The organism is Micromonospora sp. MH99, assembly GCF_021442385.1.
Taxonomy (GTDB): Bacteria; Actinomycetota; Actinomycetes; order Mycobacteriales; family Micromonosporaceae; genus Micromonospora.
On the sequence record NZ_MUZA01000001.1, the window covers coordinates 98,458 to 123,957 of the forward strand.

Here is a 25,500-nt window from a genome sequence, read left to right on the forward strand (position 1 = left end):
TGCCGGGGAGGCGGTCGCGACGTTCGCGGCGAGAGGCGTGACAACCAGGCAGGCAGACCGGCACCCACTGTCGGGCGTTTGCGGCAGGCTCGTTCAGCGCCTGTTTGCCGATGTTGCCGCCCGCCACCGGATCCGATGGCACCCTGGGCCCGTGGACCGGGCAGCGAGCCCGGGGGAGGGTGGCATCAGGATCACGGTGAACGGCTTCTGATGCATACCGCGTTGATCGTGTTGGCCGCGCTGGCGACGGCTGTGGTCGTCGACCTGGTCTCCGGCGTGCTGGTGCGCCGGGTTGCCCGGGGCCGTTACAGGTGGCTGCTGGAGCCGCTGCGGCTCGCCTGCCGCCGCCCGGCAGCCACGGCCCTGCTGGTCGGGGCGCTGTACTACGCGCTGCCGCCTGAACTTGCCGGGTGGGGGCGTTATCTGCGGCATGCCACCCTGCTGGTCCTGATCGCCGTCGGTGCGTGGCTGGTGGTCAGGGCATTGCACGTGGCCGAAGCGGTCGCGTTCAGTCGACTGCCGAGTAATTTGGCAACGAACCGGCGGGTCCGGCGGGCCCGGACCCAGATCCGTCCGGTGCGGCGGCTCACGGTGGCTGTTGTCACGGTCCTTGCGATCGGCCTGATCCTGATCACCTTCCGGCCGGTACGCCTCTTCGGCGTCTCGATTCTGACCTCGGCCGGGGTGGTCGGCGCGCTGATCGGCCTCTCCGCCCGAACCGCGCTCGCCAATGCGTTCGCCGGCATCCAGGTCGCCTTCGCCGACGGGCTGCACGTCGGCGACGTGCTGGTGGTGGAGGGCGAATGGGGCCGGGTCGAGGAGGTGAAGCTGACCAACGTGGTGATCCGGCTCTGGGACGAACGGATTCTCATCCTGCCGACCACGTACTTCACCGAGCGGCCGTTCCAGAACTGGACCCGGAACGAGTCGCGGGTGATCGGCAAGATCCAGATCCACGTCGACCACACCGCGGACCTGGACGACCTGCGCCGGGAGGCACGCCGACTGGTCGAGTCCGCACTGCTGTGGGATCGCAGCCAGTGGGTGCTCCAGATGGTCGACGCCACCGCGCAGACCGTGATCGTCCAGGTGCAGGCCTCTGCTGCCGACGGTGCCAGCGCCTGGGACCTGAGCTGCGACCTACGCGAGGGACTGATCCGCTACCTGCGTGACCAACACCCCCAGTGGTTGCCCCGAACCCGCAGCCAGTACCAGCCCTGACCGGCGGGTATGTCTCCACGTCCTCCACTCCGTCAGTGGCGGGCGGGGGCGGCTCCCCGGTGCGGACCTCGCGTGTGCCGCCTGCCGCAGCGGGTAACCCAGGCAATCTACTGGTACCCAGGCTCAGGAAGGTCGACAAATGATCGAGCTGCCGTCCGGCCAGACCATGCCCGTACTCGGTCAGGGGACCTGGTACCTGGGTGAGCGTCCCGCACGGCGGCGGGACGAGATCGCCGCCCTGCACACCGGGCTCGACCTGGGCTTGACCATGATCGACACTGCGGAGATGTACGGTGACGGCGCTTCCGAGGAACTCGTCGGCGAAGCGATCACCGGACGACGCGCCGATGTCTTTCTGGTCGACAAGGTGCTGCCGTCCAACGCCAGCCGACGGGGAACCATGCAGGCCTGCCGCCGCAGCCTGCAACGACTCGGCGTCGACCACATCGACCTCTACCTGCTGCACTGGCGCGGCTCGCATCCACTCGCGGAGACCATCGAGGCGTTCGCCGAACTCGTCGACGCCGGTGACATCGGACAGTGGGGCGTCAGCAACTTCGATCTTTCCGACATGACGGAGCTATTCGAGGCGGCGGGCGGGCAAGACTGCGCGACCAATCAGATCCTGTACAACCTGACCCGCCGCGGCCCGGAATACGACCTGCTGCCCTGGCTACGCGAGCACGGGATTCCGGTGATGGCCTACTCGCCGATCGAGCAGGGCCGACTGCTCGGCCACTCCCAGATCGCGGAGATCGCCGCCCGGCACGGGGCCACCCCGGCCCAGGTGGCGCTGGCCTGGGTGCTGCGGCAGGAGATGGTTGGGGCCATTCCGCGATCGTCCAATCCCGAACACACCCGGGAGAACGCGGAAGCGCGAAACCTGCAGCTGACCGAGGAGGACGTAGCGGCACTCGACACGGCGTTCCCGCCGCCGACCGGTCCGCAACCGCTCGAGATCTTGTAGCGGCGCCCGCCTGGTGAAACCGCGGATCGCCCGCCTCAGCCTCTTGGCGGGTCAGGTTCGTGAGTGATCCGGCGGATCACCCGGGACTGGTAGAGGCCGGCGCTGGTGATCGCGTAGAAGACGGGTAGAAGGAGAAAGATGGCGAGGCCGAGCAACGGCGCCACCAGGTAGCCGACTATCCCCGCGAGGACGTACAGGACGACCCCGGCGAGGGCCCGGAATCGCTCAACGTGAAAGAAGCCGTCCCTCACCTGGTCCTTCAGCAAGTCGGGGTTTCGGGCCAGGTAGTGGTAGAACGCCAGCCACGTCGCGCACAGCAACGCGCCGATCAGCGCGTAGAAGCCGATAGCCACCCGCTGGTCCGCGTTGTCGTGCTCCTGCAACGCGTGCGACACGACGATTGTCGGAAACGGCAGCAGCGCCGTGCTGAACAGCACAAACAGGTTCATCCAGTGCAGGCCGCGATCGACCTGCTGAATGCGGTTGAACGCCGCCTTGTGATTGAGCCAGACGACCGCCACGTACGAGTAGGAGGCGAGATACGCGGCATACGACGGCCACTGGCTGAGCAGGCCGGACAGGAGGTGGCCGGGCGGGACGTCCGGTACCCGGAGGTCCAGGACCAGCAGTGTGATGATGATGGCGAAGATGGCATCGCTGAACGCGACGGCGCGGCTGGTGTCCGATCGGGTGCCTAGGTCCGTGTCTGGCGCGCTCACCGACTGCGCCTACCCGGGGCCGTCTGCGGCAAACAGGTGGGCGGCTCGGTTGCGAATGCCTGGTGCCCGCAGGTCGACGCCTCGTGATGTGGCGCATCCGGCCACCGCGCGGGCGGCGGCGGCCGGATGCGGGTGATGGCTCAAGGTTTGAGAACGACCTTCTCGCAGTGGTCTTGCTTGTTCTTGAACATTTCGAAGCCGCGTTCTGCCTGGTCGAGCGGCAGGGTGTGGGTGATGACCCGGGTCGGATCGATCTCCCCGCGTTCGATGTGCTGTAGCAGCGGCTTCATGTAGCGCTGCACGTGGCATTGGCCGGTACGCAGGGTCAGCGCCCGATTCATCCAGGCCCCGGCCGGGAACTTGTCGAGGAAGCCGCCGTACACACCGATCACCGACACGATGCCGCCGCTGCGGCACGACAGGATCGCCTGCCGCAGCGCGTGCGGGCGCTCGGACTCCGAGCGGACCGCCTGCTTGACCCGGTCATAGGCGTAGAGGGCTGCGCTGCCGTGGGTGGCCTCCATGCCAACCGCGTCGATGCACTTGTCGGGCCCCCGCCCACCGGTCAGCTCCAGCAGCCGGGACCGTACGTCCACCTCCTCGAAGTTCACCGGCGTATAGCCCGCCCGCTCGGCCATCTGCAGCCGGTACGGCTCCTTGTCGATGGCGATGACCTTCGCGGCGCCGAGCATCCGGGCGCTGTCCATCGCGAACTGGCCGACCGGGCCGGCGCCCCACACCGCCACCACGTCGGTGGACTGGATGTCGCACATATCGGCACCCATGTAGCCGGTGGGCAGGATGTCCGAGAGGAACAGCACCTGCTCGTCGGTCAGGTCGGACTCGATCTTCAGCGGACCGACGTCGGCGAACGGCACCCGCGCGTACTGCGCCTGACCGCCCGCGAAGCCGCCGGTCAGATGCGAATAGCCGAAGATCCCGGCGACCGGATGACCGAACATCTTCTCCGCGATCCCCGCGTTGGGGTTGGAGTTCTCGCAGCAGGAGTACAGCTCGGCGGCGCAGGCGCCGCACGCGCCGCAGGCGATCGGGAACGGCACGACGACTCGGTCACCCTTACGCAGCCGACCTGGATCGACGCCCCGGCCGACCTCGATCACCTCACCCATGAACTCGTGACCCATGACGTCGCCGTTCTGCATCGTGGGCACATACCCGTCGACGAGGTGCAGGTCCGAGCCACAGATCGCGGTGGAGGTGATCCGTACGATGGCATCGCGCTCGTTCAGGATCCGCGGGTCCGGCACGTCACGGACCTTGACCTTGTTCCGGCCGGCCCAGGTGTTCGCCCTCATGCCTGGGCCCCCTTCGCGAACTCGGCATCCGACAGCGGCTGCGCCGGACGCTGCGGGAACTCCTTGCGGGCCCGTTTGCCCCATGGGGCGCCGTCGGACCGGACCACCTCGCCGGTCTCCAGCACCTGCTTGAGCCGGCGCAGGTCGTCGTCGAGCTGCTGGTGCGGTTCCTCGCCGAAGTACCTGGCGACCGCCTTGCCAATCGCCCCGCCTGGGATGTCGTACGACAGAACGACGTGCACCTCCGTGCTCAGGCCATCCGGGGCGGGCACGAACCGGACCGTACCGGCGTTCGGCACGTCGGCGTTGCCGGTCGACCGCCACGCGATCTTCTCGCCGGGCGTGTCGTCGACGATCTCCGCGTCCCACTCGACGTTCGTGCCGAACGGGGCGCTGGCGGACCAGTGGCTCGTACGGTTACCGGTGGAGCGGATCTTTTCGAGATGAGCCATGAACGTCGGCAGGTTGTCCAGATCGCGCCAGAACGCGTAGACCTTGGGCGGCGGTTTGCGAATGGTTGTCGTGGCTGTCAGCTCCATGGGTCCTCCTCTGCGTGAACCTCGTACCGCGCCGACCTCCTTCGCCCGCGTGGCCTGTACGGCGGTCAACAGGTCCACCACCGTGATCCCGACGATGGCGCCGGTGACAACGAGGAGCCGCCGACGGCGGCGCCCGCCCCGGTGGGCGATGGCCAGTCCGAGCGAGGCCAGGTCCATCGCGTCGCCCGCGACCCGGGTCCAGACCCACATGCTCTTGCGCCGGTTCGTCAGGAGCCCGGCCGCGTGTATCAGCTCCCGCGCCCCGACGAGTGGCACCACCGCCCGGGACGTCGGGGAGTCGTCCACGCCGCTGATCCGGCGTACCGTGTCCGATGCCGCCAGTTGTGCCACGCCCAGGCCGAGGCTCATCCAGCCGAGCCCGCGCCCTCGCCGCTGTACCTCGTCCTGCCTGGCCTTGATTGCCTCTCGGGTCGCCAGTCCGGTCACGGGTAGCCTCCGTATCCGGTCGTGCCCGCCCGGGCAGCCCGATTCACGGTGCCCCGGGGCACGACTCATCGCGGCCCGGTTACCCCCTGGGAACCACCCGAACCCGCCGATCGGCCGCTGCATCGAGATCGCCCTTGGATCATCAGCGGTTCGGTCGCACCTGACCGCTCATCCCGCCCGCGATGGACGGGCCGTCTCGTCCCGCCAGCCGTCGGGTTCGGGATGGTAGCCGTACGCGGCGGCCCGCACCGTCTCCTCGTTCTCCAGTCCGGAGCCGATCGCCCCGCCGACGGTGGCCAGCGAGCTGGTGATCCAGGCGAGCGTCAGATAGTCGGTGAAACCGACCGGTCGCTGCAAGGTCTGTTCCAGTACGGATGTGTCGATCAACAGCGCTCCGACGAGCACGGTTCCCACGAACAACACCACGTAGGACACTGCCGTGGCCAGCGTGAGGGTGAGGACCGTCCCCAGGTTGAAGAGTCGGGCCAGCTCAGCCGGTGTCTCGCGGTCTGGCTTCTCCCACAGGTCGTGCGCGACGATCAGCCAGGCCACCAGCGCGGCCAGTCCGAGTAGCATGATCACGGCGAGCCGGAGTCCGCCGAGCGCATCGCCCATCTGCCAGATGGTGTCCGTGGTGAGCGCGAACGCGGCCGTGCCGAACGCGCCGACCAGCAGCTTGGACAGGCCCAGCAGGGCACGCCCCGGGCGGTTGGCGCGGACCATGCCGGCCACCAGCCGTGCCCGGCCGATCAACCCGGAGGCGACGTAGCGCCGCTCGCCGGTGTCGGCCTCGCCGATGACCCGGTGTACGGCGGGAACCCGGCGTGCCAACTCGGCCGGTGCGCGACCGGCCGTCGGTATTCGCTGGTCGGAAGCGTCGTTCAGCAGCCTGCTCACCAGATCCGGGATGGCCGAGCGGGCCGCTCGCAGCTGTTGCAGTCCCAGCGCGGGCAGGGACACCATCACGGCTCGGCGCCGGGCCGAGGTCTGCGCGACCAGCGGCATCCGCTCGGCGTGCAGTGGCAGGTCGGTCAGGCAGATCGCGACGTCCCACTGGTCGTCGGCACGCCGCTGGGCAAGATCGTCGAGCAGTGCCTCAACGCCGCCGTTGCGACGTGGCGCCACCTCGCCCCAGCCTTGCCGGACGGTCCACCGCACGTCCGCGTTGACCCGCTCGGCGAGTCGGGCGGCCAACTCGGCGGCGAGCGGCGCGGCCACCCGGGCGGGCTGGTCCGGCGGGGTCGCCACCAGCCCGACGATGATCTCCGGGTGCTGCTGTTCGCTGGGGGTCATCGGTGCTCCTGCTCCTCACCGGCAGCCGGGCCCGGCCGTCGACCGCGAAAACCGGGGGCGCCGCGCCGTCGCGGCAGCTCCTGTGCCGACTGACGTAGTGGTCGAGCAGGCCGCCGAGGGAAGCACCCCGACGAGCCCGGACAGCGTCACTGCGACGCCCTCATCGAGCCGGGTGCCCGCCCACGCAGCCTAAGAGACCACCCCGAGGGGTGCAGCGGATTCAGCGGAAGGCGCCCTTTTGGCTCGCACCACCGTGGCCAGCCGGTCTCGCAGCTCAACAGGGGCGGGGCTGCCCATGCCTGTTCTGTCGTCAGCCGCCGGTCACACCGCTCGGCCGCGGGCATCGGCAGGAACGGCGGCAGCCTCCACGGCTTGATGTGTACGCCGACAGACCGGGCGCTTCGCCAGGAGTGTCAGTAGACGTACTGATCGCAGTCGAGCCACAGATGAAGGTCGGCCAGTCGTCGCATCGTCTCTGCGGTGAGGTGGAGAGCGGGAGTCGCCACCAGAATGTCGTCGGCCCCGTCTCGGCCGGAGTGCATCTCGATCACGACGTTGACCCCCGCCCGGAGTCCCAGCGCCTGCCGGGCGCGCGCCAGCCCTTCGGCGTGCGGCTCGATGAGGCCGAGCAACTCGATGAGAAGAAGCTCAGTGTCGTACTCAGGCCGCCGTGGCACGTCGACGTACCAACCGCTCAACCTGTGAACGCGCTGACCCGTGGCTTCGCCGCGCCGGTGAACCCGCGTCGGCTCCAGCCCTACCAGCCGCGTTACGTGTGCCGGATCGAAGTCACCACCGTCGGAATCCCCCGCAGCCGCCACCCTCAGATAGGCGCGTTGAATGCACGTCACCGCGACCGGGCCGGCAAGGACCTGGTCTTCATCGTTGTCCACAATCCGAGAATCGTACGACCGGGCCACGAAGACCGGCCGATGCCATCGACGCTGCTAATCTGCGATCAGAATCGGGATCTGCACGCGTCCGGTGGCTGGGTAGGCGCGTCTCTTCGTCATGCGAGGAGAACGCCTTGTCCTACCGCCAGCTCGCCCGTGCGACCCGTCCCGCCATCTTCCCCATCGGCTTTCTGGCGCGGCTGCCGTATGCGATGACGCCCCTGGGGACGCTGCTGCTGCTGCGGCATGCCACGGGCAGTTATGCCTTCGCCGGCGCGGCCGCCGCAGCTCAGAGCCTCGCCATCGGCGCGGGAGGCGTTATCGTCGGACGGCTGGCCGACCGCACCAGCATCCGTCGGCTCGGCGTCTGGATGGCCGTTGCGAACGCCGTCGCTCTGGCGGGCCTCCTTGCCGCCACCTTCGCTGATCGTCCGACGCTTGTCGCCGCTGCTGTCCTCGTCGGTGCGACTCAACCGCAGGTAGGTCCGCTGATCCGTGTGTACTGGTCCCATCTGGCGCGGTTGCGGCCTGGCCAGCCCGATCTGGTGACCACCGCCCTGTCATACGAAGCTGCTGCGGACGAGGCGAGTTTCATCGCCGGGCCCGCGGTCGTCGGGCTTCTCGCTGCGGCGTGGGCGCCCGTGCCATCAGGTGCGCCGCTGACGGCCTGCATCGTGCTCCTCCTCGCGGCGGCGGCTCCGTTGGCGTTGCTGTACCGAACCGCGCCCGAGCGGGTGTCGTCGCAGTCCGTGGCGTCGCCCCTGCCCCGGGCAGGACTGGCAGCGATGTGCGCCGCCATGGCGATCATGGGTGCAATCTTCGGCACCGTTCAGGTAGGAGTGACGGCATACGCCACCACGGCAGACAACCCCTCTGCCGGCGGACTGCTGTACGCCGCGCTAGGGGCGGGCAGCGCCGTCGCCGGCATCGCCTACGCCTGGATCCCATCCCGGGTTACCCTGCGGACCCGCTATCGCCTGTTCGCTCTCGGGCTTGTCATCGCCATGAGCCTGCTGCCGGCCGGCGGAGCACAGCTGCCACTTGCGGCGGTCGTCCTGGTAGCCGGGATCGCCATCGCGCCCTACATGATCACCATTTACGCCATCACCGAGCGGTTGGCGCCCGCCCGAGTCGCGATCACGATGAGTATCGTCTGCGCCGCCGGACCCGTCGGCACAGCTGCCGGCCAGTCACTCGCCGGTCTGCTCGCGGAGCAATTCGGACACCGCGCCCCCTTCCTGCTGCCGCCCATGCTGGCGGCAGCCGCCCTCATCCTCGCCGCCACGAACGGCGCCACCACTGTTGGGCAGGTGCGGGCGGTCGGCTCGCGACTCGGCCACCGGGTGGGGCGGTAGGCGAAGCGGTGAGGGCCGGAACCGGTGTGGACGGCCGCCCGGTGCGCGGCCGTCCACCAGGTTGGGGCGGATGCGGAGCGAACCGCCCCCAGTGCTCAGCGGCTCGCCACCGCGCTGGGCGAGGCCGGCGGGACCCGCTCGAACCGCACCTTGCTCAACCATCCCGGGAGGTCGCTGAGGACGTACAACTCGCCGTGCACATCGGCGGCGAACGCCGTCGGCTGGGTGGGGAAGGTGCCGATCTCGGCAGACTCGTAGCCACCCGTGGACGTTTGACGCACGGCGAACGCGCGGGTCGAGCAGTAGTCGCTCGCGATGTAGGTCCCCTGCGCCTCCGGGGTGACGGACCCGCGGTACACCAAGCCGCCGATGATGGAGCAGTTCTCCGTCAGGTAGTGCTCGTACTCGACTACCGGGTCGGTGAGCCGTACGCCCGGCCGGCACTGCGTCTGGTCGAAGACCGGCGTGCCCTCCTTGCAGGACCAGCCCAGGTTCGCGCCGCGCTGCGACGGGCGGATGTGGTTGATCTCCTCGATCAGGCCCTGGCCGACGTCGCCGATCCACAGCGAGTTGTCGACCGGGTCGATGGAGAACTTCCACGGGTTACGCAGCCCGTACACCCAGATCTCCGGCCGCGCGCCGGCCGTGCGGACGAACGGGTTGTCGAAGGGTACGCAGTAGGGCTTGCCTCCGCAGCTGCGGTTGACGTCGATCCGCACGATCTTGCCGAGCAGGGTGCCGAGGTTCTGGCCGCTCTTGAACGGGTCGTTCGCGCCGCCGCCGTCGCCGGTCGACCAGTAGAGGTAGCCGTCGCGGCCGAACGCCACCTGCCCGCCGTTGTGGTTGCCGTACTCGGCGTGCTCCTGGGTGAGCAGCACCTGCAGCCGGTCGGGAGCGCCGAGGGGCACTCGCGCCAGGGTCAGCGTGCCGGCCGGCAGGCTCGTGTAGGCCACGTACAGCATCCCGGTCCGCGCGAAGTTCGGCGCAGGCGTGATGCCGAGGAGGCCACGCTCGTTGTCCGACGTGTCGACGCGGGCGGTCAGGTCGAGCACCGGCTCTGCCGCCAGGCCGGTGTCGGGGTGGTACGCGCGGACGGTGCCGTTCTTCTCCGCGATCAGCATCCGACCGTCCGGCAGTCCGGTGATCGCGATCGGACGCTGCAGGCCGAACGCGACCCGTTCGGACACCACTGTCAGCTCGGCGAGTGGCGCCGCACGGGTGTGGGATGCGCCGGCCGTCGCGGTGCTGGCCACCGACGCCGATGGCATCAGTAGCGCGGACAGGGCCAGGGTGAGCAGCCCGACCAGCATGGTGGCCGGGCGATAACGCCGTCGCTGCATGTTCAGCTCCTCGAGCAGGTGGGTGGTGGCGCGGTCGGGGAACGTTCCACAGAACATCGACTCACGGCACTATCGGGAGGGCACTCCGGCCCAGGGTGCCAACGCGCCCTGGGCCGAAGTGGTGCCGTGCCGGTCGGACCTGCCGATCAGGTGATGGTGATGTCGCTGCACCACATGTAGGTCTGGTCCAGGTGTGACGCCCTCCAGATCACGAACAGGATCTGGTTCCCGCTGCGTGCGGGCAGCGAGACGTTGAACGAGATGTTCTGCGCTGGCGCGTAGCGTCCGGTCGTCGCGATCAGGTCGAGGTTGCCCCACCCGAGTCGCTGGGTGGCCGGGTTGAACCCCTGCTTGGTGACGTAGACCTGGAAGTAGTCAGCACCGTGGCTGGCCTGGTCGTACATCTGGACCGTGAGGTTGCGGCTGACGGTGGTCGCCTTCCACGGTCCGGGCTGGTTCACCGCGTCGTTCCTGGAGAGGGCGTTGCTGCACAGTTGCCCGTCGGGCGTGCGGGCCTGGTACTGACCAGCGAGGCCGTCCCGCAGTTGGCTCATCCAGTTCCACATGGTGTCGGGGTTCGCCTGGAACGCCTGCCAGCACATGGGGTCCTGCTGCTGCATGGCCGGGTTGGTGTGCTGGTTGCCCCAGGTCTTCCAGCACTGGTACGCGCGGGTCGCCGGACTGATGACGGTGCCGTGGGCCTGGGCTGCGCCGGTCCAGGGCAGCGTGCCGACCACCATGGCGAACATCAGAACGAGCGCCTGGAGGGACCGCCGGACGGTTGACCTGGGTCGTCCGCCGGATTGATCGGACGTGTGTGAACGCACTGTTCATCCTCCGTTCCTCGGTACGAGAGATCAGTATGGGAACGCTCCCAAAGTCACTGTTGCATCTATTAACTTAAATATCAATGCTGATCTATCTATAGGTGGATGTGAAGCAAGCTGTCCGAGATCGCCGGATCGATGACGGGTCCACGGACCCTGCTGGGGCGCCGGTGTGGTCAGAGTCCGGCGGCGGCGTCGTACCGGCGCCGCTGGTCGGCCATCTCCGCGGCGGTCAGCGCCTCCTCCTGCGCCAACGTCGCGTATTTGGCCGGGAACATCTCGCGCAGCCGGTCGACGAACCTGACGTCGGCTGTCGCCTCGACGACCTGGATGCCGGGAGGGTCGGTGGACATGTCCATGATCAGTGGGCCGGCCAGCTTGACGGCCACGTCCCAGGGGCGCTTCTGCTCGGCGATTCCGCAGAGGTGGAAGCCGTAGACCTTCTGCACCTCGGCGACGGTGGTGGCGTCGGCCGGTTCGTAGCCGTAGACGCGCACTCCGCAGATGACCGGTGGCTTCTCGGCGGCGTCGCCCTGCCGGGCGCTGTGTCCGGCGTGGTTGTGCTGCCCCGGGTCCGTCTGTTCGAGCGTGGTCCGCATCCGGGCCACGATCTGCGCCTGCAGATCCGCCGGCTCCGCCCCCGAGTCGGCCCGAGTGACAAGGACGACCGCGCCGACCAGCACCGCCAGCAGGACCACCGCCGCCCAGAGCGGACGGCGGCCGTACCGCTCCGCGAAACTCTCTCCGGAATCCATGATCGCTTCTCACCTCGTCGCCGGTTCTGATGTGGTGGCAGGCCGAATCGGATGCCCGGCATCTCAGCGGTCGAGCGCGCCGGCCATCGGGTCGCGTGCCGGGGATACCTGTGGCGGGAAAGTGGCGGGGGAAGTGCCTACCCGGCAGAGTGCCCGCCGTCCTGACGATGACCCGGCGATGGGGGCATGCGGGCGTCTGTCACCAGGACGCGCTGCCACCCCTGCGATGCTCCCGTGCTGGCCGTTCTCAGCACGGTTGCCCCCGTGCTGCGGCGATATGAGCCATTCCAGCACGTCTGCGTCCACTCTGGCAACATTGACAAGCGTCAGTGTGGATTCGGCCTGGGTGGGCTGGGGTGGCGGTGATGCGCCGGTTGGCGGCCAGGTCGATACCCCGGAGTCGGTCGAGTGTGGGCTGGCCTCCACAAGCGCCCGCTCGTCGCTCGCCCGACGACGCGTCGACACATCGACCGGCGGACGCGCGGATCGAATTGATTCGATATAGCATCGCGGCAGGGCAGGGTCACTCCGCACGGGCGTACGGCGCCGGTGCACTTCATCCACCGGGCGGACCGGGCAGCGGCCGGTGGGCACACCGAGGAGAAAACGCAGATGAACGACGTACCCGCTCGACCCAAACACCGAACCAGAGGTGCCGCCAGGCTGCTTCTGGGCGGGGCCTGCTCCCTGGCGGTCATCGTGTCCTCGATGGCCGTGGCGACCTTCGCCCAAGCCGATCTCAGCGGCCCGCCCGGGACCACACTGCAGGCCGCCGCCGAGCGCAGCGGCCGGTACTTCGGCGCCGCCATGGGCGCCGACCGTCTCAACGACTCGGGCTTCCTCGCCATCGCGGACCGCGAGTTCGACATGATGACGGCCGTCAACGAGATGAAGCCCGACGCCACCGAGCCCAACCAGGGCCAGTTCGACTTCCGTAACGGCGACGCGATCTACAACTGGGCCACCCAGCACGGCATGCGGGTCCGTGGCCACACCCTGGCCTGGCACGCTCAGCAGCCGAGGTTCTGGGGGAGCCTCAGCGGCAGCGCCCTGCGGTCCGCGATGATCAGCCACATCAACGGCGTGATGGCCCACTACAAGGGCAAGCTCGCCTACTGGGACGTGGTGAACGAGGCCTTCGCCGAGAACGGCAGCCGGCGCTCGTCGAACCTGCAGTCCACCGGAAACGACTGGATCGAGGTGGCGTTCAGGACGGCGCGCGCGGCGGACCCGAGCGTGAAGCTGTGCTACAACGACTACAACATCGAGAACTGGACGTACGCCAAGACGCAGGGCGTCTACAACATGATCAGGGACTTCAAGGCCCGGGGCATACCGGTCGACTGCGTCGGTCTCCAGACCCACTTCACCGGCGGCAGTTCGCTGCCGGGCAACTTCCAGCAGACGCTGTCCAGCTTCGCGGCCCTCGGGGTTGACGTGGCGTTGACCGAGGCCGACGTCACCAACGCCTCGACCAGCCAGTACCAGGGCCTGACCCAGGCCTGCATGAACGTCCCCCGCTGCGTCGGAATCACGACGTGGGGCATCCGGGACAGCGACTCCTGGCGCGGCAGCGAGAACCCGCTGCTGTTCGACCGCAACAGCAACCCGAAGGCGGCGTACACCGCCGTCCTCAACGCTCTCAACGCCGCCTCCACGACAGTGCCGGGCACGCCGCCGACCACCGATCCGCCGACGACGGCTCCACCGACGACCGCTCCACCGACCACTGCTCCGCCGACGACCGCTCCGCCGACCACTGCTCCGCCAACGACCGCTCCGCCGACCACGCCGCCGCCGGGCGCCTGCACCGCGACGTACCGCATGGTCAACAGCTGGGCCGGTGGCTTCCAGGGCGAGGTCACAGTTGCCAACAACACCTCCGCCGCCCTCAGCGGCTGGACCGTACGGCTGACGCTTGCCAGCGGGCAGAGCATCGCCAACGTCTGGAACGGCATCAACACCGGCACCAGCGGGACGGTGAGCGTCCGCAACGCCGACTACAACGGGACCCTCGGCGCGAACGCCTCGACCACCTTCGGTTTCCTGGTCAACGGCAGCAGCAACGCCGCGCCCGGCGGCCTCTCCTGCACCAGCCCCTGATCGGCGGCACGCACCAGCCGCGCCGCCTCAGCACGCTGACCCGGCCCGGAGCCACTCGGCTCCGGGCCCGGGTGTGCGGCAGTGGTCGGTCGAACCCGCTGTGCTTCGGTCGGCCGGCAGCCGGCCGACCGAAGCACCTGCCGAATGTTCCTGCTGGCCCGGCCCGTGTGGTGGGGGACCAGCCGTCATGGAGGATGACCATGCGCAATCTTCTCGCGGCGCTCAGCGCCGCCCTGATCCTCGGCACCGCAGTCGGCAGCGTTCCGGCCGGCGCATCGGGCGCCCCCCTGTCCTCGTGCCCCCGCGGCCTGCTCTTCTGTGAGGACTTCGAGCGACTGCCTTCCGGAGGGGCCAGCACGGTGAACTGGGGCGTCGACACCCGCCACGGCACGCTCACCGTGGAACGCGCCCGCCGCGGCAACCAGGTGCTGCACATCCACACGGTGGACAACGGCCGCGCCTTCCTGCGCGTCGACGACTTCGCCGCGCCGGGCAACCGCTTCTACGGCCGGATGCGTCTGCGCGTCGATGCCTTCCCCACCGCACCGGACTGGGCGCACTTCACGCTTGTGGAAGCCACCGGCGCCGGCAGCGCGGAGGTCGTCCGTCCGGTCGGTGGCCAGTACGCGCCCACGGTCCCCGGAACGTTCTGGGGGGTCGGCGCCGACGGTGGTCCGACCGGCGACTGGACCAACTGGCGCGAGTCCGCGCCGGTCGTCGAGGACACCTGGCAGTGCTTCGAGTGGAAGATGGACGCGGCGGACAACCGCGTCGCGGTGTGGATCGACGGCGTGGCGAACCCGGAGCTGACCGCCTCCACGACCGACCACGGTGGCAACGATGTTCCCTTCGTCCTGCCGACTGTCGACACGGTGAAGATCGGCTGGCAGCTTTACCAGGGCGGCACGACACCTGGCGAATTCGACCTCTGGATCGACGACATCGCCCTCTCGAGTAAGCGGCTCGGCTGCTGACCTGAAGCCCGGCTCGGAGGCTCTCGACACCTGTCGTCGCGAGGTCGGTCCCGATCGGCGTCCCTGCCGGGGTGCGGCGGCAAAGCCGCACCCCGGCAGCGGGTCGCAGGGCGGGTCAGGCCGAGAGGGGGGCGCCAGCTTCCCGGCGGTGCGGCCGCACCTGTCGAGTCAGCTGCCTACGGGGGCCTGTTCCGGTGGTGGTTGGCGGCGGATGACCAGGAGGGCGATGTCGTCGTTCGGGTGCTCCTGGGCGGTCGTGGCCATGATGTGGTCGCACAACGCCTCGGCTGGCCTGGACCGCACAGCGTCGGAGAGACGCTCGATACCGGTGTCGATCAGTTCGCTGCGGCGCTCGACCAGTCCGTCGGTGTAGAAGACGAGCGCCGCGCCCGGCGGCAGGTCCACGACTGTGGTGCGGCGGTTGGTTGCTGGTCTGCCCACACCCAGTGGCCGGTCCACCGTCAGGTTGACGGGCTGGGTGGGCTGGCCGGGGACAGCCAGCAGCGGCGGCAGATGGCCTGCCGAGGACAGGTGCACCCGCGTGCCGTCCGGTGTGATCAGGGCGTAGACGGCGGTGGTGAGGTTGCCCGCCTCGAAGTGGTGGATCTTACGGTCGAGGGAGGTCAGTGCCTGGGCGGGATCGTCGGAATCGAGGGCGTAGGCACGTAGCGCGCTGCGGATGCGTCCCATGACGACCGCGGATGGCAGCCCGTGGCCGGAGACGTCGCCGATGACGGCGCCGACCCAGCCGGAGGGCAACCTGAACACGTCGTACCAGTCGCCGCCGATGCCCAGGTCGTGGCCGGGTACGTACCGGGCGGCCAGGTCGAGGCCGGGAATGTCGGGTAGCTTGCCCGGTAGCAGGCTGTGTTGCAGGGCCAGCGCCGCCTGCCGGTCGAGGGCCCGCGCCCGGGCCTGTCCCGCGAGGCTGGCGCGATCGGCAACGAGCTGCAACAGCTGCACGTCGTCGGGGCCGAACTCGCGCAGGGCCAGGGAACCGACGTGTAGCACGCCGACGAGGTTGCCGTTGGCGAGCATGGGCACGCCCAGCAGGGCTCGTATCCCGGTGGCGAGCAGGATGGGGTTGACGACGTCGTCGGGCGTGACGTTGTGAATCGTGACCGGCGCGCGTGTCGCCGCCACTCGGCCGGCGAAGCCGCGTCCGACCCGGATGCGGAAACCGCGCCGCACTTCCTCCTCCAGGCCCTTGGCCGCTGTCGCGACGAGTTCGCCGGTGTGGTCGTCCAGCAGGAGGATGGTGGCGGTATCGACCTCGAGCAGGTCCCGGACCCGGTCGAGTAGCTCGTCGAGCAACTCGGTGATGTTCAGCCCGGACAGGGCGGCGTCGGTGATCGCCTCGATACGTCGCAGCCGCTCGTCGTTCGTCATCAGCTCGGCATCGGCCACGCAGGAAGCCTAGACGCTGGCACGTCGTCGACGGCACACCCCGCGGAGAGCAGGAGTACACCGCCTGGGCGCGGGGTACGTTCTGATGTCACATCGGCGTGCTCATCGTCCGGCAAGTCCGTTCTTGGAAGGCTGTCCGCCTTCGTGCCACCGGTAAGGTCACCGGCTCCACGTCCGACAGGGAAGGGAAGCAGTGGCTGATCCACCGCTGGACCAGCATGCCCCTGGCGCCGGGAAGGCCTTGTTCTCGTCGGCGTTCACCCTCGTGGATCTGACCCGGGTTCGACACGAGGTCGAGGCGGTCAGTCGCCGGTGCGGCCTCGCCCATGACGAGATTGAGAACTGGGTCATCGCGGTCAACGAGCTGATGATCAACGTGATTCGGCACGGGGGTGGGCGGGGTGGCCTACGCCTGCTCCTGAACGGGCAGCTCACCTGTGAAGTCACCGACGAGGGGCGGGGCTTCAACACCGCTCGTTACGTTCCCAGCGCCGAACGACCGCCCTTGTCCGACGCGGGAGGAATGGGCCTGTGGGTGGTCGGGCGAATGGCCGACTACGTCCTCGTCGACAGCGGCCCCGCAGGCACCACCATCCGCATCGCGGCACGCAGCCGCGACACTCTCCGATAACCGTGCGGTTTCCCTGCTGCCGACCGGCAGACGGTCACCACGCGTCCTCTCGACCTCGGCCGGCGGATCACCGACGGTGGCGGGCCATCCACTGCCAGATGCGGGTGCCGTTGTGGCTCGGGTCGTTGCGGGCCACGTAGATCCAGGACCAGTGACCGGGGAACTGATAGCCGTTCCAGACGACATGGTCGTACAGGCTGATCAGTGATCCTCCGATGAGGTCGTGGGCGTGGATCGTGTTCGTCTCGGGCGGCACCGTGTCGTCGTCGCGCGAGGCGACCAGCCAGGTCGGGGTATGGATCCTCGCCAGCTCCGCGTCGGTGATCAGCGGCGGGCCCGCCCCGTCGAGCGGCTCGACGACCCCGCAGATCGGCACCGACGCGGCGAACAGGTCGGGATAGGCGACTGTCATCTCCAGGGACATGTAGCCGCCGTTGCTGCAACCGACCACGTAGATCCGGTCGGGGTCGACCCGCTTGCGGCGTACGAGGTCCTGGACGATCTCGCGGATCAGCGGGGCGAACCGGGGGCCGTCCTGGATCCAGTAGGAGGTGCTCTGCGGAGCGACGACGTACGCGCCGGAGAAGATCCGTTGAGCCTGCGGGGTGGCGAAGCCCAGCGCGCCGCGGTTGGCGCGCAACGTGGTCTCGTTGTCGTAGTAGTCGTCAGGCAGCGAGGCGCCCTCGCCGCCGCCGTGCAGCCACAGGATCAGTGGCCGTCGGCCGTGGCGGGGCGATCGCTCGGGGGAGTACAACCGGTACTTCAGACCCGAGCCCGACACGTGGTGGCTGAAGGCGTCCACCTCGGGGTTCGACAGCCGCCCCTGCACGAAGCGTGTGATGGTGACCGGCGGGCCGTGTCGCCGCACGAGCGGAGTGTTCTGCGTGATGGTGTAGACGAGGTCCAGCCGGACGTTGCGGCCCCTGCTCACGATGTAGCCGAGGGTGCCACCGCCGAGTTGCCCCTCGGCGGTGCTGAGCTCCAGCACGATGTTCCCGTGCCGGTCGAGCCGGGCGGCGGTCACGGTGCGGTCCAGGTCGTACTCGCTGAAGATCAGATCGCCGGGAGCGATCGGGATCGGGCTGGTGGCCTTGGCGTGCACGGTGAACGTGCCGGGGGTGAGCCCGGCGGGGTCGATCGGTCCGAGCCCGCTGGTGTCGAGGGTGACCGACGTGACCTGCTCACCGCCGTCGAGCGTTCTCGCGTCGAGGGTGAAGCTCACGCTGGTGCCGTGGTGGCCATCGGCGTGGGCGGCGGGGCCGGGCAGCGCCAGGCCGATGGCGGCACCGGCGCCACCTGCCAGGACGCTGCGGCGAGTGACAGACGTGGACATGCGGCCCCCGTACCCCGAAAGGTGTAGACGTTCATCGATGGCATCCCAACGTAACGCCCCCGAGATCCGCCGGCAACCGGCGCCGCCGCAGCGCGCTCGACGACGGTACGGTCAGACGACGGCTGTCACGTTCTCCTGCTCCGCGCGCACCCGGTACCGGTAGCGCAGCGGTGACACGCCCACCTCGCGCTTGAAAGCGGTGCTGAAGGCGCTCTCGGACGCGTAGCCCAGGCGGGAGGCGAGCGATCCGACGCGGACATCGTCGTCGCGCAGGGCACGTTGCGCGAGCAGCATCCGCCACCGGTTGAGATAGGTGACCGGCGGCATCCCCGCGACGGCCCGGAAGCGGTCGGCGAACGACGTGCGCGACATCGCGGCGGCACGCGCCAGTTCTTGCAGGCCCCAGGACTTTTCGGGTTCGGTGTGCATGAGGGTGATCGCCGGACGCAGCCGTTCGTCGGTCAGCGCCCGCAGCCAGCCGGGAGGCAGCTCGGCCTGGTCGACGTAGGCGCGCAGCACCTCCAGCAGCAGGAGTTGGCCATGTTGCCGGACCGCGAACGCCGAGCCGAGGCGAGCGCCCGTCGCCTCGTCGAACAGCCGGTCGAGGCTCGTGCGCAGGCTGCTGGCCGCTGCGGCCGACGCCCGTACGTGCGCGACCGGGGGGAGCGCCTGCAGCAGCAGTGTCCGACCAGCCTGGTTCAGGTCCACGCGTACGCCGATGACGACGTCGTCGGCGTCCCGGTCGGCGCCGGCGAGGCCGGAGTGGTGGCCGGCCTCCTCCGGGGCGATTACGCGGAGCGGACCGTCGCCCGTGCCACCTGCGATCTCCAGCCACGACCGGCTGTTCACGATCGCGACGTCGCCCGGCCCGAGCTCGATCGACCCGTCGACCCCGTCGGTGGTCAGCCGGGCGCTGCCGCGCACCACCGCGAAGAACTTCAGCAGATCCTGCAACGGTGCGCGCGACACCCACCGACCCCGGGCTGTCAACCCGCCGGTCAGCAGCCCGCGCACCTCGACGAGGTCCAACACCTCGGACAACTGGTCACCGGGCATTCCCGTACTCTTGCACAAGAAATCCGGACCGACAACCATTCAGAGTTCGGAAGCGCTGGCGCACAGTGGTGTCATGACACCGAACATGACCCACCGGCAGCACCCCATCGGATCCGGTTTCACCGCCGCGTCGACGGCCGACGAGGTGCTCGCGGGCATCGACCTGTCCGGCATCAACGTCATCATCACCGGCGGTCACCACGGACTCGGCCTGGAGGTGACGCGTGCGCTGAGCAAGGCGGGTGCGTCCGTGACAGTGGCTTCGCGTAACCCGAACCGGGCGGCGGCCAGCCTGACGGGCATCGAGCGCGTCGACACCGGCGGGCTCGACCTTCTCGACCCGGGCTCGATCGACGCCTTCGTCGCTCGGTACCTCGACTCCGGACGTCCGCTGCACATTCTGATCAACAACGCGGGCATCATGGGTGGCCCCCTGGTCAGGGACGCCCGCGGGTACGAGTCGCAGTTCGCCACCAACCACCTCGGTCACTTCCAGCTGACCCTCGGTCTGCTGCCCGCTCTGCGGGCGGCGAACGGCGCCCGGGTGGTCAACCTGACCTCCGGGGGGCACCGCCTGTCCGACATCCGCTGGGACGACCCGCACTTCAGCAGTGGGTACGACCCCATGGGGATGCTCGGATACGGTCAGTCGAAGACTGCCAACGTGCTGTTCGCCGTCGAGCTGGACCGCCGCTGGGCAGCGGACAGGATCCGGGGCTACGCCGTGCACCCGGGCATCATCCACGGCACGAATCTGGGTCCCCACATCACCGAGGGCGCCCCACGCACGGCGATGTTGAGCGACGAGCAGCTGCGGGCCATGAGGCTCATCGACGAGTCGGGCCAGCCGATCATCGACCCTGACCGCGAGCACAAGACGCCGCAGCAGGGCGCCAGCACCACCGTCTTCGCCGCGACCAGCCCGCTGCTGGCCGACATCGGCGGCGTCTACCTCAAGGACAACGACGTCTCGCCACTGGACGAGAACCCGCAGCCCATCACCTTCGGCTCCGAGGAGGTGCCCCCCGCCACCGTCGTGCCGTACGCCATCGACCCGAGGTCCGCACAGGCCCTCTGGAAGCTGAGCGAGGAACTGCTGGCGGCGTAGGCAGGGGCAGGGTTCACCGTGGTCCCGACCTGTCGGGTAGGCCCCACCCGGCAGGTCGAGTCCACGTGACTGTCACCACCGCGGCGTCACGGGCACGGGCCGCTTGTCGGTCGGTCGGGCGACGTCCGCGCCCGCCGAGGTGCGCGCCTCGCGTCAGCGCACGGGGCCGCGGATGCCGTCGAGCAGGAGTGCCACGTGCCGGCGCCAGTCGCCGGTGCCGGTCATGTTCGCCATCGCGCCACGGGTGATGAGGACGAAGTCGTCAGCGAGGAAGTCGGCGCGCAGGCGGCCGGCGGCAACGGCGCGCTGAGCGATGCGGTCGGCGATCGCCGCGAACTCCTTCTTCTCGGCGACGATGTCCGCCCAGTGCGGCTCGGCCGGGCCGAGGAGCGCGAAGCGAAATGCGGCGTCCGTCTGCGCGGCTGCCAGATAGTCCAGGAGCAGCGTCTCGAAGGCGGCCCAGGGGTCCTCGACGGCCTCGGCGGCGCGGGCCAGGGTGGTCATCGCCGCGAACCGGCGACCGATGATCGCCGCGAGCAGCGACTTCTTGTCGGCGAAATGCCGGTACAGGGTTCCGACGCCCAGGCCGGCGCGCTCGGCGATCTCGTCCATCTGCACCGCGTCGCCCCGCTGGGCGAACAGCTCACTGGCGGCGTCGAGAACGGCTTCGCGGTTGCGTCGGGCGTCGGCGCGCAGTGATCGGTCGGGAGCAGTCATGGCGGCTCCATCGTAGTTGACGTTCGAGGGCGGGCGACGATAGATTCGGAACCGGAATTCACCTTCAGGTTAGGGGTCCTCATGATCGTGGTCAGCGCGCCGACCGGACAGATCGGCAGCCAACTCGTCCGACAGTTGCTCGACCGGGGGCACCGGGTCCGAGTGATCGCCCGCGACGTCACGCGCCTGGACCGCACCCTCCGCGATCAGGTCGAGGCCGTCGAGGGCTCCCACGACGACCCCGTTGTGCTCGACCGGGCGCTGCCCGGCGCCGATGCGTTGTTCTGGCTGGTGCCGCCGAATCCGCACGCGCCGAGTGCCGAGGAGCACTACCTGCGCTTCGCCCGCGCCGGCACCGCCGCCATTGCCCGCCACCGGGTGGGCCACGTGGTCGGCGTGTCCAGTGCCGGGCACGGCTGGCCCAAGCCGGCGGGTCTTCTCTCCGCGGCCTTCGCCATGGATGCTGAGCTTGCGAAATCGGGTGCGGCCTACCGGGCCCTGTCCATGCCCTTCTACCTGGAGAACCTGCTCGGACAACTCGATGCGATCCGCGGGCAGGGCGCCTTCTATCTGACCTGCGCCGGTCACCTTCCGCTTGCCACGGTCGCGACACGCGACATCGCCGGCGCGGCTGCCGAACTCCTCACGGACCTGTCCTGGACCGGGCAGGAGGACGTCCCGGTGTTCGGACCGGACCGCCTCACCCCGGACGGCATGGCCGAGGTGATCAGCCAGGAGCTCGGCCGGCCGGTCGCCTACCGCCGGACGACAGTGGCGGACTTCGCGGCGATGCTGCGCTCCCGGGGCGCGACCGATCAGGCGATCACGGACCTGACCGAGATGTTCGCCGCCCAGGACGAGGGCATCTACGACGCCGACTGGGCGCGCGCGAAACCCGCGGCGACCGACTTCCGGACCTGGTGCCGGCAGGTGCTCGTACCTGCCGCCAACACCCGCGAATCCTGATCAGGCCGGCTCGCTCGATCGCGACAGGCGGGCGGGAGGGACCACGCGCCCGTCTGTCGCGATTCGCGCCGACAGATCGTGCCGGCCACTGACGAGGTGCCGCCGTGCCTGCCTCCGGAGTGGAAGGTGGCGAAACGTCGGCATTGGCGCGTGGTGAACGACGGGTATCCCGAACAGGGCTCCTGCGTCGATCATTGCCCGGAGATAGACATGAGTCACTCTCACCTCCTGGTGTAACGCCCGGGCGCGGAGGGCGAGACGTCGGCACCGAAGCCGGGCGTACCGAACGGCCCGACTCCGCGTCCCCGGAGGATCGCCATGCCTCGTCCCGCTCTCCGAAACCGGCTCGCGGCGTTCACCGCCGCCGCCCTGACCGCGAGCGTGCTGACGGTGACACCGCCAGCACCGGCGCTCGCCGCCAGCACGTTCGCCGCCAACGACTACTGCCTCGGCCAGTGCGCCGACATCCTGCCCCCCGGGCAGAACGGCAACGCCACGCTTGTCGCCATCCTGGCGCACCAGGCGCTCGGCACCCGCCCGGCGCACTCCAGCGACCAGCTCGACGAGTACGCGAACCTGGTCTACAACTACGCCGGGCTGACCGACGAGCAGATCGCCCACTTCTACAACGACGCCTCGTTCGGCGTCCCGGCCGCGCAGGTGGAGAGCACCGTCTCGCCGCGCGCGGACGTCACCATCGTGCGGGACAAGGCCACCGGCGTCCCGCACGTCACCGGCACCACCCGCGGCGGCACCATGTTCGGCGCCGGCTACGCAGGTGCCCAGGACCGACTCTGGGTGATGGACCTGCTGCGGCACGTCGGTCGCGGCAACGTCACATCGTTCGCCGGCGGCGCCCCCGGCAACCGGGAACTTGAGCAGAGCGTCTGGGCCAACTCGCCCTACACCGAGGCGGACCTCCAGGCTCAGGTGAACGCGCTGCGCACCAAGGGCGCCCGGGGTCAGCAGCTCTACACCGACGTGGCCGACTACATCGCCGGCATCAACGCGTACATCGACAAGTCGATCGCCGACGACAACTACCCGGGCGAGTACGTGCTCGCTGGCGCCGGCAAGCCGACGCACTTCACCATGACCGATCTCATCGCCACCGCAGGGGTGATCGGCGGGCTCTTCGGCGGGGGAGGCGGCAGCGAGATCCAGTCCGCGCTGGTCCGGGTGGCCGCGCGGGCCAAGTACGGTGCCACCGAAGGTGACCGGGTCTGGCAGGCGTTCCGGTCGCAGAACGACCCGGAGACAGTGCTCACCCTGCACGACGGGCAGAGCTTCCCGTACGGGGCGACACCGCCGGGCGCGACAAGCGCCGTACTGCCCGACGCCGGGTCGGTGGTCGCCGAGCCGCTCGCCTACGACGCCAGCGGCGGGGCCGCCGCCCGTACCGGCACCAGCACCGCCACCCAGGAGCTGATCGGCGGCCTGTCCAACCTGCGCGCGCACGGGATGTCCAACGCGGTGGTGGTGTCCGGGCGGCACACCACCACCGGCAATCCGGTCGCCGTGTTCGGGCCGCAGACCGGCTACTTCGCGCCGCAACTGCTGATGCTCCAGGAGCTGCAGGGGCCGGGGATCAGCGCGCGCGGCGCCGCGTTCGCCGGGCTCAACCTCTACGTGCTGCTCGGTCGGGGCCAGGACTACGCGTGGAGCGCCACCTCCGCCTCCCAGGACCTCACCGACACGTACGCGCTGACGCTGTGCACCACCGACGGCAGCGCCCCGACGCTGCGTACCAACCGCTACCTTTACCACGGGCAGTGTCTCGCCATGGAGGCGCTGGAGCAGCGCAACTCGTGGTCGCCGACGCTTGCCGACTCCACCCCGGCCGGGTCGTACACGCTGCGAGCGCTGCGCACGAAGTACGGGCTGGTGTCCTACCGGGGTCTGGTGAACGGGCAGCCGACCGCGTTCACCAAGCTGCGCTCCACCTACCGGCACGAGGCCGACTCGGCGATCGGCTTCCAGGCCTTCAACGACCCGTCGGCGATGGGCAGCGCGGCGGCGTTCCAGGCGTCCGCGGCCAGCGTCGGGTACGCGTTCAACTGGTTCTACGTCAACTCGACCGAGGCGGCGTACTTCAACTCCGGCTCGAACCCGGTCCGGTCGTCCGTCACCGACCCGAACCTGCCGGCCAGGGCCGAAGCGGCGTACGAGTGGGCCGGCTGGAACCCGGACACGAACGACGCCACCTACGCTCCGGCGTCGGCCCACCCGCAGTCGGTCAACCAGGACTACTACGTCAGCTGGAACAACAAGCAGGCGCGGGACTTCGGGGCGGCCGACGGCAACTTCAGCTTCGGCTCCGTACACCGGGCTCAGCTGCTCGACGGCCCGGTGCGTGCCGCGATCGCTCAGCGCAAGCTCGGCCGCGCCGACGTCGTCAAGATCATGGCGGATGCGGCGGTGACCGACCTGCGCGGCCAGCAGGTTCTCGGCGACCTGCTGCGGGTGCTGGACAGCACACCGGTCACGGACCCGGCGCTGGCCGACGCGGTGGGCAAGCTGCGCGCCTGGCAGCAGGCCGGGACCCGCCGGGTGGAGACGTCGCCCGGCTCCAAGGTCTACCAGCACGCCGACGCGATCCGGATCTTCGACGCCTGGTGGCCGCTGCTGGCCTCGGCGGAGTTCCGCCCCGGCCTCGGGCCGGACCTCTACGCCGCGCTTGTCGACGCCATCGAGGTGAACGAGGCGCCGTCGGGCGGCCAGAACGGCGCGCGCGACGGCACCGCGAGCTGGGCGTTGCAGGGGCAGGCGCACAAGGGCTCGTCGTTCCAGTACGGCTGGTGGGGCTACGTCGACAAGGACCTGCGTACCGTCCTCGGCGAGCCGGTGGCCGGTGGGCTGGGCCGCGCGTACTGCGGCAACGGCAACCTCGGCACGTGCCGGCAGGCCCTGCTCGGCGCGCTCGGCCAGGCCGCCGCGGTGCCGGCCACCACTGTCTACCCCGGAGACAAGTCCTGTGGGGCCGGCGACCAGTGGTGCGCCGACTCGATCGCCCAGTCCGGGCTCGGCGGCATCACCCACCCCCTGATCGCCTGGCAGAACCGCCCCACCTACCAGCAGGTCGTCTCGTTCCCGGCACGTCGGGGCGACGACGTCGCGAACCTGGCGCAGGGTCGTCCGGCCACCGCGTCGAGCACCCAGTTCCTGACCAGCTTCACCCCGGACAAGGCGGTCGACGGCAACCTCGGCAGCCGATGGGCCAGCAGTTACAACGACAACCAGTGGCTGCGGGTCGACCTCGGCGCGGCCCGCACGGTCAGCCGGGCCGTGCTGCGGTGGGAGGCCGGGTACGCCACCTCGTACCGGATCGAGGTCTCCGGCGACGGCAGTTCCTGGACGCCGGTGTTCGCCACCACCACCGGCAACGGCGGCGTCGACAACGCCACCTTCGCGCCGGTCACCGCCCGCTACGTGCGGGTGTACGGGGTCAAACGGGCCACCTCGTACGGCTTCTCGCTCTACGAATTCGAGCTGTACGGACGGTGATCTCACCCGGGAGGGGTCGGCGGGGTGTC

Annotated in this window: 21 protein-coding genes; 9 read left to right on the top strand and 12 right to left on the bottom strand. The window is 69.6% G+C overall.

Features of this window, described 5'->3' with window-relative positions; all coding sequences use genetic code 11:
- The first annotated feature begins 210 nt into the window (after positions 1-210).
- The gene (locus B0E54_RS00545) at positions 211-1,221 is read left to right on the top strand and encodes a mechanosensitive ion channel family protein (RefSeq protein WP_234580996.1); all 1,011 of its coding nucleotides are present in this window, start codon (positions 211-213) and stop codon (positions 1,219-1,221) included.
- Positions 1,222-1,360: 139 nt separating this feature from the next.
- Positions 1,361-2,188, top strand: coding sequence for an aldo/keto reductase (locus B0E54_RS00550; protein WP_234580997.1), 828 nt, complete (start codon positions 1,361-1,363; stop codon positions 2,186-2,188).
- Between the two features lie 35 nt (positions 2,189-2,223).
- On the opposite strand, the gene B0E54_RS00555 is transcribed toward B0E54_RS00550, so the two are convergent.
- The 5 genes from B0E54_RS00555 to B0E54_RS00575 form a co-directional block, all read right to left on the bottom strand.
- Positions 2,224-2,907, bottom strand: a complete 684-nt coding sequence (locus tag B0E54_RS00555; RefSeq protein WP_234580999.1) for a TMEM175 family protein — start codon at positions 2,905-2,907, stop codon at positions 2,224-2,226.
- Between the two features lie 140 nt (positions 2,908-3,047).
- Entirely contained in the window at positions 3,048-4,223 is a 1,176-nt protein-coding gene (locus tag B0E54_RS00560) for a zinc-dependent alcohol dehydrogenase (RefSeq protein WP_234581000.1), read from the bottom strand.
- Positions 4,220-5,209 (bottom strand): SRPBCC family protein, encoded by a 990-nt coding sequence (locus B0E54_RS00565; RefSeq protein ID WP_234581001.1) that lies wholly within the window; start codon positions 5,207-5,209, stop codon positions 4,220-4,222. The genes B0E54_RS00560 and B0E54_RS00565 overlap by 4 nt, the downstream gene beginning before the upstream one ends.
- 168 nt (positions 5,210-5,377) lie before the next feature.
- Positions 5,378-6,502, bottom strand: a complete 1,125-nt coding sequence (locus B0E54_RS00570; protein WP_234581005.1) for a hypothetical protein — start codon at positions 6,500-6,502, stop codon at positions 5,378-5,380.
- 413 nt (positions 6,503-6,915) lie between these two features.
- Entirely contained in the window at positions 6,916-7,395 is a 480-nt protein-coding gene (locus B0E54_RS00575) for a DUF4279 domain-containing protein (protein WP_234581006.1), read from the bottom strand.
- A gap of 134 nt (positions 7,396-7,529) precedes the next feature.
- Here B0E54_RS00575 and B0E54_RS00580 point away from each other — a divergent pair, with 134 nt between their 5' ends.
- Positions 7,530-8,750, top strand: coding sequence for an MFS transporter (locus B0E54_RS00580; RefSeq protein WP_234581008.1), 1,221 nt, complete (start codon positions 7,530-7,532; stop codon positions 8,748-8,750).
- A gap of 95 nt (positions 8,751-8,845) precedes the next feature.
- Here B0E54_RS00580 and B0E54_RS00585 read toward each other — a convergent pair whose 3' ends face one another.
- From B0E54_RS00585 to B0E54_RS00595, 3 genes are all read right to left on the bottom strand, one after another.
- Positions 8,846-10,147, bottom strand: coding sequence for a sorbosone dehydrogenase family protein (locus B0E54_RS00585; RefSeq protein WP_234581009.1), 1,302 nt, complete (start codon positions 10,145-10,147; stop codon positions 8,846-8,848).
- A gap of 89 nt (positions 10,148-10,236) precedes the next feature.
- A complete protein-coding gene (locus B0E54_RS00590) occupies positions 10,237-10,839 on the bottom strand; it encodes a lytic polysaccharide monooxygenase (protein WP_234581010.1) in 603 nt (200 codons plus the stop codon).
- Between the two features lie 254 nt (positions 10,840-11,093).
- Positions 11,094-11,672, bottom strand: coding sequence for a hypothetical protein (locus B0E54_RS00595; protein ID WP_234581011.1), 579 nt, complete (start codon positions 11,670-11,672; stop codon positions 11,094-11,096).
- Between the two features lie 612 nt (positions 11,673-12,284).
- Between B0E54_RS00595 and B0E54_RS00600 the strand changes: the two genes are divergently transcribed.
- Together B0E54_RS00600 and B0E54_RS00605 are read left to right on the top strand one after the other, a co-directional pair.
- Positions 12,285-13,775 (top strand): endo-1,4-beta-xylanase, encoded by a 1,491-nt coding sequence (locus B0E54_RS00600; protein ID WP_234581013.1) that lies wholly within the window; start codon positions 12,285-12,287, stop codon positions 13,773-13,775.
- Positions 13,776-13,975: 200 nt separating this feature from the next.
- Positions 13,976-14,749 carry a hypothetical protein gene (locus B0E54_RS00605; RefSeq protein WP_234581016.1) on the top strand — a complete coding sequence of 258 codons (774 nt, stop codon included), beginning with the start codon at positions 13,976-13,978 and terminating at the stop codon, positions 14,747-14,749.
- Between the two features lie 168 nt (positions 14,750-14,917).
- Here the strand turns inward: B0E54_RS00605 and B0E54_RS00610 are convergent, their stop codons facing one another.
- On the bottom strand, positions 14,918-16,156 hold the full coding sequence (locus tag B0E54_RS00610) for a PP2C family protein-serine/threonine phosphatase (RefSeq protein WP_234581017.1): 1,239 nt from the start codon (positions 16,154-16,156) through the stop codon (positions 14,918-14,920).
- A gap of 193 nt (positions 16,157-16,349) precedes the next feature.
- On the opposite strand from B0E54_RS00610, the gene B0E54_RS00615 reads away from it, so the two are divergent.
- Positions 16,350-16,787 (top strand): ATP-binding protein, encoded by a 438-nt coding sequence (locus B0E54_RS00615; protein ID WP_234581018.1) that lies wholly within the window; start codon positions 16,350-16,352, stop codon positions 16,785-16,787.
- 67 nt (positions 16,788-16,854) lie between these two features.
- Here the strand turns inward: B0E54_RS00615 and B0E54_RS00620 are convergent, their stop codons facing one another.
- Entirely contained in the window at positions 16,855-18,120 is a 1,266-nt protein-coding gene (locus B0E54_RS00620) for a prolyl oligopeptidase family serine peptidase (RefSeq protein ID WP_234581020.1), read from the bottom strand.
- Between the two features lie 111 nt (positions 18,121-18,231).
- On the bottom strand, positions 18,232-19,176 hold the full coding sequence (locus B0E54_RS00625; RefSeq protein ID WP_234581021.1) for an AraC family transcriptional regulator: 945 nt from the start codon (positions 19,174-19,176) through the stop codon (positions 18,232-18,234).
- Positions 19,177-19,249: 73 nt separating this feature from the next.
- Between B0E54_RS00625 and B0E54_RS00630 the strand changes: the two genes are divergently transcribed.
- Positions 19,250-20,284 carry an SDR family NAD(P)-dependent oxidoreductase gene (locus B0E54_RS00630; protein WP_234581022.1) on the top strand — a complete coding sequence of 345 codons (1,035 nt, stop codon included), beginning with the start codon at positions 19,250-19,252 and terminating at the stop codon, positions 20,282-20,284.
- A 153-nt stretch (positions 20,285-20,437) separates the two neighbouring features.
- On the opposite strand, the gene B0E54_RS00635 is transcribed toward B0E54_RS00630, so the two are convergent.
- Positions 20,438-21,001, bottom strand: a complete 564-nt coding sequence (locus tag B0E54_RS00635) for a TetR/AcrR family transcriptional regulator (RefSeq protein ID WP_234581024.1) — start codon at positions 20,999-21,001, stop codon at positions 20,438-20,440.
- 81 nt (positions 21,002-21,082) lie between these two features.
- Between B0E54_RS00635 and B0E54_RS00640 the strand changes: the two genes are divergently transcribed.
- Positions 21,083-21,967 (top strand): NAD(P)H-binding protein, encoded by an 885-nt coding sequence (locus B0E54_RS00640; RefSeq protein ID WP_234581025.1) that lies wholly within the window; start codon positions 21,083-21,085, stop codon positions 21,965-21,967.
- Between the two features lie 318 nt (positions 21,968-22,285).
- Positions 22,286-25,471, top strand: coding sequence for a penicillin acylase family protein (locus B0E54_RS00645; RefSeq protein ID WP_234581028.1), 3,186 nt, complete (start codon positions 22,286-22,288; stop codon positions 25,469-25,471).
- Positions 25,472-25,500 lie beyond the last annotated feature (29 nt).